Origin of the sequence: Coleofasciculus sp. LEGE 07092, assembly GCF_015207375.1 — a bacterium.
In the GTDB taxonomy this organism is placed as follows: Bacteria; Cyanobacteriota; Cyanobacteriia; order Cyanobacteriales; family Coleofasciculaceae; genus LEGE-07092.
On record NZ_JADEWY010000091.1, the window covers coordinates 1 to 17,633 of the forward strand.

General features: G+C 45.1%; 13 protein-coding genes and 1 pseudogene. 3 read left to right on the forward strand and 11 right to left on the reverse strand.

Going from position 1 to position 17,633, the window contains the following annotated elements:
- Positions 1 to 838 precede the first annotated feature (838 nt).
- A complete protein-coding gene (locus tag IQ257_RS20210; protein WP_193874380.1) occupies positions 839 to 1,051 on the forward strand; it encodes a helix-turn-helix domain-containing protein in 213 nt (70 codons plus the stop codon).
- A 24-nt stretch (positions 1,052 to 1,075) separates the two neighbouring features.
- A complete protein-coding gene (locus IQ257_RS20215; RefSeq protein WP_193874340.1) occupies positions 1,076 to 2,029 on the forward strand; it encodes an endonuclease NucS domain-containing protein in 954 nt (317 codons plus the stop codon).
- Between the two features lie 45 nt (positions 2,030 to 2,074).
- On the opposite strand, the gene IQ257_RS20220 is transcribed toward IQ257_RS20215, so the two are convergent.
- The 5 genes from IQ257_RS20220 to fbp form a co-directional block, all read right to left on the reverse strand.
- Complete coding sequence (locus IQ257_RS20220) at positions 2,075 to 3,457, reverse strand: cobyrinate a,c-diamide synthase (protein ID WP_193874342.1); 1,383 nt, start codon at positions 3,455 to 3,457, stop codon at positions 2,075 to 2,077.
- 71 nt (positions 3,458 to 3,528) lie between these two features.
- Positions 3,529 to 4,899: a glucose-6-phosphate dehydrogenase assembly protein OpcA gene (gene opcA / locus IQ257_RS20225; protein ID WP_193874344.1), complete on the reverse strand. Its 1,371-nt coding sequence runs from the start codon at positions 4,897 to 4,899 to the stop codon at positions 3,529 to 3,531.
- A 110-nt stretch (positions 4,900 to 5,009) separates the two neighbouring features.
- Positions 5,010 to 6,539 carry a glucose-6-phosphate dehydrogenase gene (gene zwf / locus IQ257_RS20230; RefSeq protein WP_193874346.1) on the reverse strand — a complete coding sequence of 510 codons (1,530 nt, stop codon included), beginning with the start codon at positions 6,537 to 6,539 and terminating at the stop codon, positions 5,010 to 5,012.
- 117 nt (positions 6,540 to 6,656) lie between these two features.
- Complete coding sequence (gene tal / locus IQ257_RS20235; RefSeq protein ID WP_193874348.1) at positions 6,657 to 7,814, reverse strand: transaldolase; 1,158 nt, start codon at positions 7,812 to 7,814, stop codon at positions 6,657 to 6,659.
- Between the two features lie 106 nt (positions 7,815 to 7,920).
- On the reverse strand, positions 7,921 to 8,985 hold the full coding sequence (gene fbp / locus IQ257_RS20240) for a class 1 fructose-bisphosphatase (protein WP_193874350.1): 1,065 nt from the start codon (positions 8,983 to 8,985) through the stop codon (positions 7,921 to 7,923).
- Between the two features lie 381 nt (positions 8,986 to 9,366).
- Here fbp and IQ257_RS20245 point away from each other — a divergent pair, with 381 nt between their 5' ends.
- A complete protein-coding gene (locus IQ257_RS20245; protein WP_193874382.1) occupies positions 9,367 to 10,449 on the forward strand; it encodes an ATP-dependent 6-phosphofructokinase in 1,083 nt (360 codons plus the stop codon).
- A 280-nt stretch (positions 10,450 to 10,729) separates the two neighbouring features.
- Here the strand turns inward: IQ257_RS20245 and IQ257_RS20250 are convergent, their stop codons facing one another.
- The 6 genes and pseudogenes from IQ257_RS20250 to IQ257_RS20275 form a co-directional block, all read right to left on the reverse strand.
- Positions 10,730 to 11,038, reverse strand: coding sequence for an RNA recognition motif domain-containing protein (locus IQ257_RS20250; RefSeq protein ID WP_193874352.1), 309 nt, complete (start codon positions 11,036 to 11,038; stop codon positions 10,730 to 10,732).
- A 301-nt stretch (positions 11,039 to 11,339) separates the two neighbouring features.
- Positions 11,340 to 12,878, reverse strand: coding sequence for a GMC oxidoreductase (locus IQ257_RS20255; protein WP_193874354.1), 1,539 nt, complete (start codon positions 12,876 to 12,878; stop codon positions 11,340 to 11,342).
- Between the two features lie 63 nt (positions 12,879 to 12,941).
- A complete protein-coding gene (locus tag IQ257_RS20260; protein WP_193874356.1) occupies positions 12,942 to 13,835 on the reverse strand; it encodes a glycosyltransferase family 2 protein in 894 nt (297 codons plus the stop codon).
- 153 nt (positions 13,836 to 13,988) lie between these two features.
- Positions 13,989 to 15,278, reverse strand: a pseudogene (locus tag IQ257_RS20265) (ABC transporter ATP-binding protein).
- 281 nt (positions 15,279 to 15,559) lie between these two features.
- Positions 15,560 to 16,462 carry an ABC transporter permease gene (locus IQ257_RS20270; protein ID WP_193874358.1) on the reverse strand — a complete coding sequence of 301 codons (903 nt, stop codon included), beginning with the start codon at positions 16,460 to 16,462 and terminating at the stop codon, positions 15,560 to 15,562.
- Positions 16,463 to 16,746: 284 nt separating this feature from the next.
- A complete protein-coding gene (locus IQ257_RS20275) occupies positions 16,747 to 17,628 on the reverse strand; it encodes a glycosyltransferase (protein WP_193874360.1) in 882 nt (293 codons plus the stop codon).
- Positions 17,629 to 17,633: the final 5 nt, after the last annotated feature.

Consider the following 17,633-nt stretch of genomic DNA (forward strand, 5'->3'; position numbering starts at 1 on the left):
TCCCCTATGCTCATTGTCACTTCTGGTGTTTCCATATCGCTTACTGATACAGTCTTCATCCTATTATCTACTCAATCAGGAAGAAATGACAAGAGGTGATTAGGAAATTAGTTAGAGTTACTAACCCCTCAAACTTTTCACAACCAACGGTTAACGTCTGCTCCAAAATCAGATGTCCCTTTTTCAACCAGCCTCCTCTAACCGATAGCTGCACCAAATATCCAAACTCTTGTTGCTGTCATCTAACCAGTGTGTTTGCCTTCCAAGCCGATGGACATTGGCTATTTACCGTTGATGAACAGGAAGTGCGCTACATCAAAAAGGTTAATGATAGTTGGATTGCTCACAACAAGGCTGATTCCGGAGGAGAGGAGAATAGCTTTAGAGGTAATACAGCTATCTTAAATAGGAGCAATAAATCTCAGCTAGGTGAAACCCCTGTTCATTATCCTTCCATTTTGAACTCCAGTTTCGGAAATTTCTGTAGTCTTGATAACGGATGTACTCCAATTAGTATTAATCTCTTGAATTCTATTCAGTTCGAGGATTATTAAGTGCTGATTGGAGGTAAGGTAAACGCCTATAGGCAAGGTTGCAAAAATCCAGCCAGGATCTCCAGACACCCCCTAGTGCCAATGAACATAGGAAGCGTGTAACTGCATGGCTGAGAGTTATCAAGGGCTTGCCAGTGTGTGATGTTGGTATTATGGAGCTATTCCCTTTTGGGGGATGTTTGAGGAAAGCGATCGCCAGACAAGTTTTACGGGCACTGGGGCGATCGCTAATTTTTGATAATTTCTATTAAATGCTGCGTTCGCATCGGCTGTCAAGTACTAGGATGGGTTTAATTCGGTTACGAGTTCGGGAATTAGCTGCTGAAAAGGGTTGGACGCTCAAAGAAGTTTCTGAACGTTCAGGCATTTCTTACAGCACAGTGAGAAGCTATGCTCATTCTCCTCAGTTGGCAACTGTAGACTATACGGCTTTGCGGAAACTCGCCCGTGTTTTTGATGTGATGATTGATGACGTGGTTGAGGTTTTGGAAGAGTAGGTAGATTACGTCAGTAGGATAACAATGCTAAATTTGGTGAATTTAAGGAAAACAGGAATAGGCTGGAACTTTGAAAGTGAAGCTAATTTAGAAGATTTTGTATGGTCAAATTTGCAGCAGTGGTTAGGATTAACGCCTCTGAAGCAGCAATACTCTGTTAAAGGGCTATTTTGTGATATTTTAGCGGTCACTGAACAAAAACAATTAGTAGTTCTAGAACTGAAAAATACTGAGGATAGATATATTGTTCAGCAACTAACCCGTTACTATCACGCTTTATTAGAAGAAAAGCCGTTTCAAGACCAAGTTAATTATGATCAACCTATTAAGTTAGTGGCAATTGCACCGAGTTTTCATCAGGATAACATTACTGATATAAAGTATCACACACTCCCCTTTCAGTTTTTACAGTTTTCATTGATTCAAAAAGACGAGAAACTCTATTTTCAATCCCAAGATCTAAATTCTCTTGAATTTATGCCCTTAATAGAAGTTACTCCTTCAGTAAGCGATAACACTGCAAACATACCCGCTCCACCGAAAGCACTTATTAATTTACTAAATAAAGGTAATAGTGAAACCAAGGAATTACTATTAACAGTTCGGCAAAAGATACTGAGATTTGATAATCGAATAAAGGAAAATAGTGATTCTGGAGTTATCCGTTATAGGGTTAAGGGTAAACCCTGTGCTGAAATTCGTTTCGTCAAGTGGTGTAACCAAAGAGGAATCTTTCTCTGGTTACCAATTCCTAATAGCAAAGAAATATCTCAAAAGAGAATTGGCAGAATGTATATTCAGATGAATAGACAAAGTACGCCCTACATTATGCATACGCCACCAGGGAAAAAAACATCAAAGAATAGTTGGTTTATGGATAGATATATGAGCCTTATAGGTAAAAATAATGATCTTAATTCTTTAGAGTCGTTAGTTGATATCGCTTTAGGAAATTGGTTAGAAAGGCTGAAGAGTTAATAAAAATCAATGGTTTAAAAAACGCAGAGAAGCCAAGTTATGCTTTTATCTAAACTCCTGACACAGTTTCAAAAACCTAGCCGGAATCTCCAGACACCCACCCCAATGCAAATGAACATAGGAAGCGTGTAACTGATGCACTCGCCAACCCTCAACCGTTACCTTCCCCCTCCAGTCATATCCCCGTATCTCAAACAACGGGTTCTCAGGCATCACCGTCAACTGGGAACGATGAAACTCATGCCCCCAAACCGTTGCACCAGCAGATAACAATGGACTATCTTGCAACGCTGTTGCCTGCCGATATCCCAGCGTTAAACGCTTCCCCATCACTGCTGTTGTCGGCAATACCCCTACCATCGAAAAAGAGTACCTCTCAAAATCGGTAATCTTGTCACACAAATACATCAGCCCCCCGCATTCTGCATAAGTTGGCATTCCTGTCAAGATAGCACGACGAACCGCATCACGCGCCCTAATATTGTCCGCCAACTCTTGGGCAAAAACTTCTGGAAAACCGCCACCAAAATACAATCCCTGCACGTTCTCAGGCAAACTTGTATTTGTAAGTGGACTCCAGAAAACTAACTCCGCCCCTAATTCTTGCAAAATATCCAGATTATCTTGATAGTAGAAACTAAAAGCGCGATCGCGTGCCACTGCTATCCGGGTGGCAACGGATTTGGTAACGGATGTAACGGATGGGTTTTGAGACTGGAGATTACTTCTTGAGAATTCTTTCCAATTCCCCGTTTCTCTGAGCAACGGTAACAACTGTTCCCAGTTAAAGCAACTGTCTCCGATATGAGCAAGTTGGTCAATCAAAACATTGAGCTGAGTGAGTTCGTCAGTTGGAACTAAACCCAAATGGCGATCGGGAATTTTGATATTATCCTGACGCCGCAGCACTCCCAGAATTGGTAATTGCAAGGGTTCCAATGCATCTTCGAGCAGTTCCAAATGGCGATCGCTTCCTACCCGATTCAATACGACCCCTGCTATCTTGATTCTGGGGTCGAAGGAACGATAACCCTGTGCGATCGCGGCAACTGAACGAGATAACCGACTGCAATCCAAAACCAGTAGTATCGGCAGTTGCAATAACCGTGCTATATGAGCCGTACTGGCAAAATCATCCCGCCCCGATGCCCCATCAAATAACCCCATTACACCTTCAATCAGGGCAAAATCGACTCCTTGACTATGACGGGTAAAACAGTTTTGAACATAGGCTTCAGAAGTCAGAACCGGATCTAAATTCCGACAAGGACGCCCCGTTACTGAGGCGTGAAACATCGGATCAATGTAATCAGGACCGACTTTAAACGATTGAACTCGTTTATACTTGCGGGACAAAGACGAAAGTAGGGTCAGCGTGACTGTTGTCTTGCCTACCCCACTGCGTTCGCCAGCAATGATTAGAGCCATAGTCCTTTGTCCTTATGTCATTCGTCCTTTGTAAAAACAACAATCAATGACCAATGACTAATGACCAATGACTAATGACCTAACTTGATAATCTGTGCTGTCACTGCCAGACTTTCTTGATAAAGCTTGTCCCGTCCCCAGCGTTGCAGTTCTTGACTCAGCAACTGTTCGGTTTTTTGGTCGAACAAGGGTGTTACCTGCTGAATACGGCACGATTGAGCACCCCCATGGGCTTCCATCCGCATACAACCAGTTGTTTCCGAACACAGCACGGTGCAGCAGTCAGCGTCCATGTTGGTCGAACCTAAGCGCAAGCTGATCAAGTCGCCAGGAATCTCTCCCACATCGGCGATGGGAATTGCCGCTAACTCCGCTTCAATAGAGTGTTGGTCTGGGGAGCTAAAATTAACTCGCCTGATTTCGTAATCACCGTCTTCTTTCTGATAAGAGACGGGACGCCAATTCAACCGAGACGCTAACCACCCCAAATACATGAGAGCTTGAGATACATTGCCTTTCTCATAGTCAATGGTTACTCGGTCAACTTCCTTGAGTGCAGCCCGACGCTCTGGGGGGTCGAATGCCTCAGCCGATAACTCTTGCCAGGGTGCTAAACGCCGCCAGTTGAGGTCAGCAATTGCTATTCCCTCTTCGCTCAAGGCATACATTTGCAATAACTTGGCTTCCTGATTGCTGAAGGAACTGGAGTCAATAATAATGTTATCGCTGAGTCCTGCCAACCGCTTGAACAAACCATATTCGGTATCGGGGGTTCCCTTCCACCAGATAAACTTGGGGAGTTCCCCAATCATCAGTTCGGAAATGACACCGCCAATCCGTTCTAAGGCAGTAGCTGTGCCAGTCAGGGTGATGTACTCACAGCAAACAAGGGTACTCTGGCTATGCTTGCTAATAGGACAGGAAGCAGATACCTGAGCAGTTACGCCGCGATCTTCACCCGCAATCGGGCACAGGGCAATGATCCGACAGGGATTAGCGGCTGCGATCGCATCTGCAATTCCAGCGCCTTCTTGATCGGCTGAATACTGTAGATTTTCAACCTCGTCTGCGTTATCCTTAGTATCGAGACTTTCACTATACTCTTGGCGCAGTTTGTCTTTAGTGGTTGGATCTGCCCGCCCCGTTCTCTGCAATCCATAGGTTTTTTGGGCAGCTTTGAGGGCAGCGACCATACGCGGACCGACAATTCCATCGATTGGACCGGAATAATATCCCAATGCACTTAGCATTTGCTGGGTTTCTTCTGGTTCGTAGACAACTAAAGTAAACGTTGTTGCCCGTATAGCCGTGGGAAAATCCCCACCGATATCACCGCCAGAACCGTAGCTATGCCAGATTTCAAGTAGTTCCGCCTCAATTTCACTTAAGGAAACATCTTTTGGCGGTTGGATAGAAACAATTGGGGGAGATTGGGTCATCATAGCAGTTCAGTTATGAATTGTTAGGGTTTAGTTGTTTGGTGTTGCACATTATTTATAGGTTGTTAGGAGTTACTTTGTACTCTAACAACTTAAATTTTCCGCTTAACCTCCTACACTCTGCGCCATCGACGTCCGTCACGATTGATCAAATTTTCCGCTTCAGTTGGCTCCCAGGTTCCCGCTTCGTACTGAGGAATTGATGCCGGATTAGTCGGGGCTTCCCAAGCCGTCAGCGCTGGCGAAACCACCCGCCACGCTTCTTCAACTTCATCAGCACGGGTAAACAGGGTTTGGTCGCCCAGCATACAGTCGAGTAACAATCGGTTATAAGCATCGCTTGTTGCCATCCCAAAGGATGTACCGTAGCTAAAATCCATGTCTACCGTGCGCGTCCGCAACTCAGGTCCGGGCATTTTCGCTTCAAAACGCAGCGAAATTCCCTCATTGGGCTGAATACGCATGGTCAGCACGTTAGGACTGGTTTGTTGGGCAGCAGATTGAAAAATCAACAAGGGAACATCCCGAAACTGAATGGCAATCTCACTAACCTTTTTCGGCAGTCGCTTCCCGGTGCGCAGATAGAAGGGAACACCCTGCCAGCGCCAGTTATCGATGAGCAGCTTTAATGCCACGTAAGTGGGTGTCGTGGAGTTAGGGTTAACCCCTTCCTCTTCTCGGTATCCCGGCACTGAGTTACCCTTCATCCAACCCCCTGAATACTGACCCCGAATTGCTGAACATTCTAAATTATTGATATCTGCCAGATGTGTAGCTTGCAGCACTTTTACTTTTTCTGTGCGAATGCTGTCAGCATCGAGGGAGTTGGGCGGTTCCATCGTTGTCAGGCAAAAGAGCTGCATCAGATGGTTTTGCACCATATCTCGCAGCGCGCCAGAGGTTTCATAGTAACCTGCTCTGTCTTCAACACCGACTGTCTCTGCCACAGTAATCTGAACGTGATCTACAAACTGGCGATTCCACAGCGGCTCAAAGATGGCATTGGCGAACCGGAACACTAACAGGTTCTGAACGGTTTCTTTACCCAAATAGTGGTCGATGCGGTAAACCTGCTCTTCTTTGCAGACTTTTTGCACTACCCGGTTGAGTTTCTGCGCTGAACTTAAATCCTTACCAAAGGGCTTTTCAATCACCAAGCGGGTTTTTATTGAATCGTCCAGCATCTGGGCAGCGCCCAATTGCTGAATCGCATCTGGGAAGAATTTGGGAGCGACGGCTAAGTAAAATACCCGATTGCCCCGGGTTCCCCGCTTGCCATCTAGTTCCTGCAAAAAAGCTTTCAGCTTCTGATAGCTCTCTTGCTCGTTCATATTACCGGGGCAGTAGAATACCCCTTCAGCAAAGTCTTTCCAAACCTCTTCCGAGCCAAGACCTCCACCAAATTCTTCAACACCCTCGCGGAGGTGTTCCCGAAAAAAGTCATGGCTCCATGGACTGCGTGACACGCCAACGATGGTCATTTCGGCGGGCAAGCGACGATCCTGTTTGAGCTGATAAAGGGCAGGCACCAACTTACGTTGGGTGAGATCTCCAGACGCACCGAAAATTATTAGAATTGCGGGGTCTGGCGTCCGTTCCTGTTGCAAACCAACGCGCAGGGGATTTTGTAGCAGAGTCACCATAGTTTAGTCATTTGTCCTTTGTCATTAGTCATTGGTTCATCGTCTCAGTATCATCAGTCATTAGTCATGAGTTGTTTGCACTCCTTAATCTCTGACCAATGACTGATGACTAATGACCTATACGGTTGCCAATTGCTTGACTTTGTTTTCAAGCGATGACATTAGAGACTCAAAGGGCTGAACGAATTTATCAATTCCTTCCTCAAGGAGTTCGTCCATCGCTTGATCCAGATTGATATCGATATCGGGGTCTTTGAGATTTTCGATCAACTTGTACGCTTCTTCAACATCTGTCTCAATGCGATTGGCAGGAGAACAGTGGTCGGCACAAGCTTCAATGGTGTTGGGAGGTAAGGTATTGACGGTAGCCGGACCGATGAGTTCATCGACGTACATCACGTCGCTGTATTCAGGATTTTTGGTGCTGGTGCTAGCCCACAACAGACGCTGGACATTTGCGCCTTTTTCTGCTAATGCTTTCCAGCGATCGCCGTCGGTAATTTCCTTAAACTTCTGGTAGGCGATTTTAGCATTAGCGATCGCGACTTTCCCTTTAACTGCTTTTAGTTTTGCCTCTTTTTCGATCCGGTCAACACCCGCTTTCAGTTTCTCGTCAATGCTATCGTCAATTTTGCTATCGATCCGGCTGAGGAAGAAACTGGCAACTGAGGCAAGCTTGCTGATATCATGCCCTTGCTCTGCTCGCTTTTCCAAGCCCCGGACATAAGCCCAAGCAGTGTTGATGTAGCTGTCCACCGAGAACAGCAGGGTAACGTTTACGTTAATCCCTTCGCTGATTACTTGCTCGAACGCTGGCAAGCCCTTCACTGTTCCCGGAATTTTAATCATCACATTTTCCCGATCAATTGCTTTAAAATAGCGTCGGGCTTCTTGGATGGTTTTTTCCGTGTCATTGGCAATGGTGGGTGCCACTTCGATGCTGACGTAACCGTCAAGACCATTGGTTTGATCGTAAACGGGTTTTAAGATATCGCAGGCATTGCGGATATCTTCAAATACCAGGGATTCGTAAATCTCATCAACGGATTTCCCGGCTTTAATCCCGGCTTCAATATCCGCATCATAGATCGCATTACCCGCGATCGCTTTTTCAAAAATTGCAGGATTTGACGTAATACCGTGAACGCCGCGTTCCTCAATCAACTGTTTGAGTTCGCCCGATTTGATAAGGGTACGGCTGAGGTTATCCATCCAGATACTCTGACCGTAATTTTCTTCGATTTGGAAGATAGGATTGTTGGCTGTTGCTGTCATTACTGAACTCCTATTAATTGAAACGGTTATTGGTTATTAGTCATTGGTCATTTGTTTTTAGGAAACGGCAAGGAACAAAAGGCAAATGACAAAAGACTAACCTCGGCTAAGAACGAGTCGTTACGGTTGCTTTAGATTCCCTTGCCCTATCCTGAATAAAGGATTCTACAAGGTCTACATCCTCGGCGCTGCCGATAATCAATGGCGTGCGCGTGTGCAGGGCATCTGGTACAACATCCATCAGATTTTGAGTTCCAGTACTTGCTGTACCCCCCGCTTGCTCCATCAAAAAAGCAAGGGGAGCTGATTCGTAAAGTAAACGCAACTTTCCTTCAGGGTTCTTCACTGTACCGGGGTAGATGAACACGCCCCCCTGATGTAAAATCCGGTGAAAATCTCCGACTAAAGCCCCACTATAGCGAGCAGTATACCCTTCGTGGCGATGGACGTAGCGAATGTAGTCTCGAATTGAGTCGTCCCACTGCCAGAAGTTTCCTTCATTGACACTATAAATCGGACCGTGGTTTGGCACCTGAATGTTTTCGTTAGAGAGGATAAATTCACCCAAACTGGGATCGAGGGTAAAGGAATGGACTCCTGTTCCCATGGAGTAGACCAGCATTGTACTCGGTCCGTAGAGAATGTAGCCCGCCGCAATTTGTTTATTTCCATTTTGCAGCAAATCTCGGGCTTCGCCGTCGGTATCATCTCCTTCTTGTTTGCGAATTGAAAAGATTGAACCAACATTTAAGTTAATGTCTACATTAGAGGAGCCGTCAATCGGGTCGTAGATCAAGGTGTAACGACCAATGGGGCAATTTTCTGGGATGTAGTAAGGTTTTTCCATTTCCTCGGATGCCAAGCGACACACCAGTCCGCTTTGCTTAAATACCGAGATAAAAACATCGTTGGCATAGGCATCCATATTTTTGACGGATTCCCCCTGCACGTTCATTTCGCCTGTAAATCCCAGCGCTCCTTCAACCAAGCCAGCACGACTCAACCGCCGAGCAATCAGTTTAGCTGCCAAGGCAATACGGTTCATGAGCGCACTGAGATCCTGTGCCTCTGCATTGAAACTCTGGAGTTGCTGTAAAACGTGACGGGACAGCGTTGTGCAGTCCCTATCTAGAGACGGTTCCTCAACTAAAGGTCGAGTGACATCTACCATAAAAATTTATCCTCCTTATCGAGTCGGGCAGTTGGTCTAGAGATTCGCTACTAGAGGAGCCTCAAAAACGCCAAATGCACAGTCTTCTCCACTTTACTTTCTATCTTAGGGAGGCATTGTCAATGAGACTTCTAACTTAAGAAGAATTTTGACATCTTTTCGGGCAAAAGGCTGGGGGTAGATTCCCTTTACTGCATGGAAATGATGTCAAATCCGGTTTAGGACAATTTGCTGATTTCTTTTCCCTAGCCCCGTTCTTAAAAATTCTGAGTGTATATGAAAATACGTTATCAAATCTTAACGCTGCTTTTCTTGCTAAAGGGAAGATGCCTGAGGTCAAATCAAGTCAAATAAAACATGATGCAATCTCAAAAAAAGACTATGGGAGCATACAAACGCATTGGCATTCTTACCAGCGGTGGAGATTGTGCTGGATTAAATGCAGCTATTCGGGCTGTGGTTCGTCGGGCAGTGGGTACTTATAACTGGGATGTGTTGGGAATTTACCGCGCTACTCAGGGATTGATGAACCGTCCGCCGCAAGCCACGCCCCTTGATATCAGCCAAGTGGATACCACGCTAACCTTAGCTGGCACTATGTTGGGAACGACGAATAAAGGTGATCCCTTTGCCTTTCCCATGTCGGACGGTACGGTATGCGATCGCTCTGCTGAAATCGCTGAAGGATATCATCAGTTAGGACTTGATGCTCTAATTGGCATTGGCGGTGATGGCAGTTTGGCGATTCTGCGCAAATTAGCACAGCAAGGGGGGATAAACCTGATTGGCATTCCCAAAACTATCGATAATGATGTTGGGATCACGGAGCGCTCGATTGGGTTTGATACGGCTGTCAACATTGCAACGGAAGCCCTCGATCGCTTGCAGTGTACTGCTGCTAGTCACGACCGAGTGATGATTTTAGAAGTAATGGGACGCGATGCTGGCCATATTGCCATTAGTGCCGGGATTGCGGGTGGGGCAGATATTATTTTGATCCCAGAGATTCCCTATACGATTGCAAATATCTGCCGTAAAATCAAAGAGCGCCAGGAGCAGGGTACAAACTTCAGCTTGGTCATTGTGTCAGAGGCAGTTCGCACCGAAACCGGTGAGGTTGTGCAAAGTAGCGTTAGTTTTGGTGAACGTCGCTATGGTGGCATTGGTCATTACCTGGCAGAGCGCATTTCTGCCTGTAGCGATGCGGAAACGCGAGTGACAATTTTGGGACATTCTCAGCGTGGTGGTATTCCTTCACCACTGGATCGCTTGACGGCAGCAGCGTTTGGGGTTGCGGCTGTTGATCTAATCGCTACCGAACAATACGATCGCATGGTAACTTGGCAAAATCGGCAGGTTGTCAGCGTACCCATTGTTGAAGCAATCAGCACTTACCAAGCTGTAGATCCCAACAGCACCTTAGTCAAAACAGCTAGGGGCTTGGGTATTTGTCTGGGAGATTAGGCAAACGCCGCCCAGAGAAGCCTACATTATGAAAAAAATCTCTCTTACCCTGCTCTTCCTCTTCTCAGACAACCCATAATCTTAGCTTAGTGCTATTTAGTGTTATAGTGAAGGGGTAAGGTGTTCAACAACACCCCACTACAGATGAGAAAGTGACAGGGAAGAGATTCTTTTAATTTTATATCTGTTTGGAGTCTGCCATGACTGATACTAACTCTGAACGGATTAGAGACTCAGTTTTTCTTCTGATTTGAGTAGCGGCAGTCAAGTCATTCTCCCTTTAAGACCAACTCCGAACTCCACTGCTACGCCCACTGTTACGCCGCGTGCCGTTGCGATCATTGTTTTCTCGGGGTCTGGCTTTGTTGACTCTGAGGTGCCGCCCCATCCACTCAGCACCATCTAGCTGAGAGATAGCGGAATCTTCATGATCTTCATCTGCCATTTCAACAAATGCAAATCCACGCACCCGCCCTGTTTCTCGGTCGGTGGGCAGGACGACTCGCTTCACAGTACCGTAATCAGCAAATACTGTTGTCAAGTCTTCCTCGGTGGCTTGGTAAGACAGGTTTCCGATGTAAATGGTCATTGGAATCGATAAGGCTGAACAAGGAACTAAAGTTCAGAGGTACAGACCGTGAACCTGACAATGCAAGGGGTTCCATGTCTGGTTTGATTGACCAGTGGTAACTTTTAAAGTGTGAGCAACTACGAGATGCAGTCGTCAAAGCAAAAAAACTAACCAGAGGCAGAACTGAACTTATAGATACCGTCATTATGATAGCTCACTTTTAGGTTTTGAGCGGTTATCTACCTTACATATATTAAGGAAACAAAATTTTTTATAGATATAGCAACCGCCAAGACGGTTAAGACCTAGAATGAAGGTGTTATTTAGTTACAACTCTCTTCATTTCCTGCTGTGTTGATGTCATCTCTAGCAAATGCTGACCAAGACGGCGGGCGAGTGCCAGAATTGTAAATGTAGGGGAGTAGGATGGTCCAGTAGGAAACACGGCTGAACTGGCTACATAGAGATTCTCAGTCCCAAACACTCGACAGTTTGTGTCAACCACTCCCTCTTCGGATCTACTCGCCATACGGGTAGTACCCATTTGGTGAGCGGCATCGGTCATGTTCTCTAAACTGGGCAGATCATTTCCAAAGTCAAAGGTTCCCAACCCAACTGCTGCAAACCCCTGGGTTAACAGTTCCAGGGTCTTCGCCATCGAACGCCGATCTTGGTCAGTGAAGCACCAATCAACCTCCAGCTTGTGCTGACCGAGTGCGTCAAGTTCGCTTCCCAGCTTAACGCGACTGCCTTTATGCGGAACCTGCTCAGTGACAAACTTAACTCGATAGGCGGAGACAATGCCGTTCCCATCCCGGCAAGCCGAACGATTCCAGAACCTTCGCCGCAGTCGCCCGATTCCCTTTGTATAGAGTGGTTTCAGATAGAGGACATGCTCAAGCAGTTCATGCTCTTGCTGAGTTGCATCATCTAGAGCAAAACAGATACAGAAACGTGGCTTGGGAGCGTATTGCAACTCGTGGGCATATTCTCGAACGAGATGACCAGGGCGTAGAGATCCGGTATGGTGTTTAGGATGGTCAGTATAAAAGCGACCAACCAGGTCATGCTCATTGCCGATTCCACTGGGAAGTTGGCGGTTGGAGGCGAGGAGGAGGCGTGCGGATTCAAAGGCACCAGTCGCCAGGATAATGACTTTACCTTCAACGATAAGTTCTCTACCCTCTAGAGAACGACAAACAACGGCAGTCACCCGTTGACAGGAAGCATCGAGTTTTAATTCAGTTGCGGTTGCACCTAAGATAACATGTAAGTCTGGCGAGCGATGCATCTGTTCACCAAAGCGCACTGCTGTGCGTGTCGGTGTCTGCTCCCAATAGAAGCTGCTCATTTTTAAACCACCTGCCGCAATCTTGGCGCGAAGTTCTACAATTTCAGGACGAACGGCTTCTGCTTCTAAATCCCCGAAACCATAGTCTTTTGCGGTTGAGCGGTAGTGCTCCAAGAGATCAGTATAGCTGATGGGCCAAACGCTGTTAGCCACCCAAGGTCTACCATCGAAATCAGAAGATTGCAGATATTTCCATTTCCCTGTCCAAACGTTACTTGTGCCACCAAACTGACGCACGCGACTGACTCCGCGTAGCTCAGGTGGAAGGTATCGATGATAATAAGAGTTGGGATTTAACTCGCGATGGCGTTTACCCAGAAATGTTACATCATTTAATGCCTGGATCGAGGGGTCGAACTGGTGACGCCCACTTTCTAGAAGCACTACTTCTCGACCATGACGCGCCAGATAGGTTGCTACCTCAGAGCCTGCAATCCCGGAGCCAATAACAACCACCTGCGCCTGTAGCTTAGTTTGCTCTCCCATCTCAAGGATATCGGTAATCATAAAACCTCCATTCTTTTTCAATAAAACTTCGTTGTTGAGAACGATCAGAGAGACGCGATCGCGTCAAACAGGAACCTTTAGCGGCTGAGTCAATCGAGCTAAACTCGTCCTAAGACTTAACCCTAAAATATGAGTCGGGTGAAGTTTTAATGCCCAGAGTAAATGGGTTAGTGCTGCTTTTTCTTGTCCCATTTGATAAGATGTCAAAGCTTGCTGATAGACAAATTCAGAAAACATTTTTGGATGATCTTTAAAGATGTCTTGATGTTTTTCGATCAGGCGATAAAAGCTTTCTTGACGGAGGTTTGGATCGCGAGACACTCTAACCTGCTGATCCCGAAGTAGCTGGTAGGTAACAACGGGCAGACCAATAATTGTGCAAACCAAATTAAGTCGCAAGAATAACTCCGTATGGACGCGAGAGCGAAACGATTCGTCCCATCCGCCAATTTTATTAATCACTTCCCGCTCAATGACTAATGTTTGTTTAGTAGTATAGGACTTACCGGGTTCCAGATTTTCTAGAGAAAAATGACACCCTTTGAGACGAATCGGTGGGGGTAGACGTTTTTTCAGGACGTCCCGATTTAAGTTAACCACCTCAATTCCGGAAATAACACCGACTGGAGATGGATAAGTTGTTTTTACCAAAGCGTCGAGAGAAACCTCTACCATGTGCGGTAACAAACAATCATCATCGTCTAAATAAGTAATCCATTTTCCTTTCGCTATCTCGGTTCCCACATTCCTTGCTCCTGCACCTCCTCTAGGTGTCGTCAAGTTAATAATCTTTAGTCGAGGATCAGAAGATAACTCCACAGGTTTTAGAGATCCATCATCGACAATGATCACTTCAATATCTGGTTGCGTTTGTGTTAATGCACTGTTGACGGCATACGTCAGCAACTGGGGACGATCGCGCGTGGGAATGACAATACTAACTAAGGGGGAACTCATATGAATAGCAAGGATCACAGTTTTGAAAATTGCTACAACCTATTTAGGCTTGCTATATTTGGCTTTTGCCGTATTATTAAATTTTTATTTTTTTCTTTTAAAGTTTGCTTTTTAATTCAAATTGTCTCTTTAAATAAGTATAGTTTCGCTATTTTACTTTTGGACAACGTTCCAAGTCCTTGGTTGATAAAATAAACATCGGCTTGTTGTTTTGCTGGGTTCTACGGCAAATCAGAATGATTTATATTTATCCAGAGACATCACCCCTCTCCTGATAGAAACTTTAGCATTGTATTTTCCAGGTATTAAACCACAATAAGGCATTTGCATCTGAATTTCAACCTTGCCAGGATAAATTTCTAAACACTCATTATCAAGATCTGAGGTAATTGATAATACCCGTTGATCGCCACCCGATAAGGATGTAATTACGATACCCACATTCACCTTATCTAGAAACCGAGAAGCGTTGCAGGTCAGGCATAAATAAGCAGGCTCACCTGTTCTGAGGGTTTCCAAAAGCTGAGCCTGTTCATCTTTAAAACAAATCGAGATGATATCTAGTCCCAGACTTTCAGTTTCTGACTTTTCAGGTAAAACGATTAAACCTGAGGTTGGACTCGTTCCGGCTAAACAAAGATCAGCTTCATAGTGCTGAATTACGGCTTCAGCTTCATCGCTACGGATAAGATTACCTCGTTTTAAATAAATAGCCGATTCGCAAACATTTAAAATATTGTATGGATTATGAGAAACCAGCATAAAAGCTGTTCCATTTTCTTGCAATTGTGCCAAGCGATAATGACACTTCATTTTAAATTGAATATCACCAACCGCTAGTACTTCGTCGATTAATAAAATTTCAGGTTCAATATGAATAGCGCAGGCAAACCCTAATCGTGCTGCCATACCTGAACTATAGGTTTGCACAGGTGCATCAATAGCATCGTGAATCTCGGCAAATTCTACAACATCATCAAATTTTTCCTTAATTTCTTGAGTTGATAACCCCAAAATTGACATATTGGCATAAATATTTTCTCGTCCCGTTAGAATCGGATTAAATCCTGCACCAAGGGCAATGAGGGGTGCTACCCTACCCCTAACTCTTACCGAACCCAAATCGGGTTTAATTAAACCACTAATAATGCGAAGTAGTGTACTTTTCCCTGCACCATTAGCACCGACTAAACCCAGTGCCTCGCCTCGCCGTAACTGAAAACTAACATTGTTTAACGCCCAAAACTCCTGGGGACGTAACACTTCACTCTTGCGCCGTCCTCCGACTAAATCGGTGGTGATATCTTGCACACCATAAAATAAAGAGCGCTTTAAGTCGCGACAAAACTTCTTATAAACCCCATCTACAGAGATAACAACATCACTGTCGCCAGGTTTATTGGCAATATCTTTATCAGCCCTTTCACTAATTGTTTTATTCATTGATAACTTACCATCTTCAGAATAAGCGGTCATTTGATTGCCTCTGTATAACCAGCGATAATGCAGTAAATTTTTGCTCTTTTTTTAATTGACAGAAATTACCCCACCTGAGTCGGGATTTAAGGAAGATGAAATGTTTTGGATTAATGATTTTTCGGCAGTTTTTGCTTCATTAAGAGTCATTTTATTGTATTTTTCTTATTTATTATTGAGATCCAATTTGGAGTTTTTCACTAACTAAATTAAGAGCATTGGGATAAATCTCTCTTGCCTTCCTTCAGTCATGAGCTTACCCTTTCGATAACATACGGAAGCGCAATCCGAAAAGCAATCCAGGTGAGAAGCAAACCAATCCAGCTTAAGACACTGACGATCCAAAACCCTACGGGTTCGGAAATAATTCCAGTTGTGGCTAACTCTCGTGTTGTTACCAATAAGGGAGTAACAGGATTGAGTTGAACTAAAAAACCAAATAAACCTGACTCAGGAACGGAATAGACAACTGGGGTGAGAAACAACCAGAAGCCTGTCACCATTGTTAATCCCTTTGATACATCTTGGTAAAGCATTCCTAAGGGAGACAGTAATGTCCCGAAAAGAGTACCTAGCATAATTAAATGAATAAGAGCAACTGGAGCTATCATTAATGTCCAACTCACGGGAATGCGATACCAAATAAATAGCCCTATAATCAAAACTAATTTAATCATAAAATTAAAGAAAACCTCTCCAACTTTAGCTAAAATAACCGCTTCCCGGGGAAAATTAACACGGGCAAGCATTGGCTTTGCCTTGGTTACCGCCTCGACTGGACCATTCAACGATTCAACAAAGGTTTGCCACAAGGCAGTACTGAACATGACATAGGCAGGATAAGGAAAATCGGTTTTACCGACATTGACAATGTTGGCTTCACTTGCCAGGGTAAATCCGACTGCCATGGCGATGGGAGGTATAAGTGCCCACGCAATTCCCAAGACTGACTGACGATATTTAGCGCTGATATCGCGTACCATTAACCGCCACGCTAACTCGCGAGAAGCCAGTAAGTCATACCACATCTGCCGAAACAGTTGTCGGGGATGTCTAAGTAAACTTTCAGGAGTATAAGTTACATCAAGCAGTAATTTTCTTCTTCCTAATGTATTGGCTCTTTTTGTCTTCCTGTTAGATAGTTTTTCCATTTCTATTTATCAAAAATATCTATCCAATGAATAATTCTATGTGGTGTAAGGCATTTTCATTTGCTGAGGTTTTGATCATTGATTTTAGGGATGGGTTTTGCCTCAGTAGGGGTTAGGGTAACGAAAATCCGGCGGTAATCCGGATTACTAAAATTTTGAATTTTTGGCTTTTGAATCGAACTAGTGCAAGAAGGCGTAAGTTTAGGAAGGGTCAATATTTACCAATCTTAGTCTTCTCAGGCTAGGCAACCCTACAACCCTATCCGAATTTCAGCCCTAGAGTACTAGGATGTTCTTTTTGACTGAATCATTTCCCAAAAGAAACCCGCCGCATTTGCAACCTGGGATACGAACAAAACGGCTGTTAGCACCAACCCTTGTTTTCCCTGCCCATTTTCAAAGGGATAGCGGAGAAGATTAAGGTAATAGTTCCCTTCAATCTGGAAATTTCCCCAGCCTTTCTCCGCCCTTGTCTGATGAAAGCGGAAGGCTCCCTGTCCGTAGCTAAAATGCTGCTTCCAAAAGCTCTGCAGCGTCATCGGATGAGCATGATAAATGACGACTTCAGGTGCATAGGTCATCTGATAGCCCTGATGCAGCCAGCGATCGCACAATTCCCGATCTTCTGAGGTGGTGAAGCTTTGATCAAACCCGCCCAGTTCCCGAAAGCGCTCGGCAGGCACAACCATATTGTTGGAGGCAAAGAAGCGGGCTTGGTCAGAAATAGCGTTATAGTGAGCGTACCCCATACTAATAATGTTCTGACTCGTCGTGGAGTAGGGATTATCAGCCAGGGCATTCACCGTTCGACCGCCAACAATGCGATCAGGAGCTGCCGTGAAGCAGTTTTCTCGCGCTTGTAACCAATTCGTCGCTGGTCTACAGTCATCATCGGTGAAAGCAAGATACTTCCCACTTGCCTGTTGAGCTGCACCGTTGCGTGCTGCTGCCGGACCGGCATTGTTCTGTCGAATCAGTCTTAGGTTGAGTGAGTCTTTAAAGGGAGCCACCACTGTGTCGAGGGGGCTGTCACTACCATCGTCAACCACAATCACTTCAAAGCGATCGCGTGGATACTTAAGCTGAGTTAGAGATCCCAGACAAGCCCCAAGTTGCTGGGGGCGGTTATAGCTGGGGATAATTACTGAAAAGAGAAATTGTTCCATGTATC

What these genes read in the sequence shown, in the direction of transcription:
- IQ257_RS20210 (WP_193874380.1), top strand. Translation starts at nt 839, where the DNA reads ATGGGTTTAATTCGGTTACGAGTTCGGGAATTAGCTGCTGAAAAGGGT.
- IQ257_RS20215 (WP_193874340.1), top strand. Translation starts at nt 1,076, where the DNA reads ATGCTAAATTTGGTGAATTTAAGGAAAACAGGAATAGGCTGGAACTTT.
- IQ257_RS20220 (WP_193874342.1), bottom strand. Translation starts at nt 3,457, where the DNA reads ATGGCTCTAATCATTGCTGGCGAACGCAGTGGGGTAGGCAAGACAACA.
- opcA (WP_193874344.1), bottom strand. Translation starts at nt 4,899, where the DNA reads ATGATGACCCAATCTCCCCCAATTGTTTCTATCCAACCGCCAAAAGAT.
- zwf (WP_193874346.1), bottom strand. Translation starts at nt 6,539, where the DNA reads ATGGTGACTCTGCTACAAAATCCCCTGCGCGTTGGTTTGCAACAGGAA.
- tal (WP_193874348.1), bottom strand. Translation starts at nt 7,814, where the DNA reads ATGACAGCAACAGCCAACAATCCTATCTTCCAAATCGAAGAAAATTAC.
- fbp (WP_193874350.1), bottom strand. Translation starts at nt 8,985, where the DNA reads ATGGTAGATGTCACTCGACCTTTAGTTGAGGAACCGTCTCTAGATAGG.
- IQ257_RS20245 (WP_193874382.1), top strand. Translation starts at nt 9,367, where the DNA reads ATGGGAGCATACAAACGCATTGGCATTCTTACCAGCGGTGGAGATTGT.
- IQ257_RS20250 (WP_193874352.1), bottom strand. Translation starts at nt 11,038, where the DNA reads ATGACCATTTACATCGGAAACCTGTCTTACCAAGCCACCGAGGAAGAC.
- IQ257_RS20255 (WP_193874354.1), bottom strand. Translation starts at nt 12,878, where the DNA reads ATGATTACCGATATCCTTGAGATGGGAGAGCAAACTAAGCTACAGGCG.
- IQ257_RS20260 (WP_193874356.1), bottom strand. Translation starts at nt 13,835, where the DNA reads ATGAGTTCCCCCTTAGTTAGTATTGTCATTCCCACGCGCGATCGTCCC.
- IQ257_RS20270 (WP_193874358.1), bottom strand. Translation starts at nt 16,462, where the DNA reads ATGGAAAAACTATCTAACAGGAAGACAAAAAGAGCCAATACATTAGGA.
- IQ257_RS20275 (WP_193874360.1), bottom strand. Translation starts at nt 17,628, where the DNA reads ATGGAACAATTTCTCTTTTCAGTAATTATCCCCAGCTATAACCGCCCC.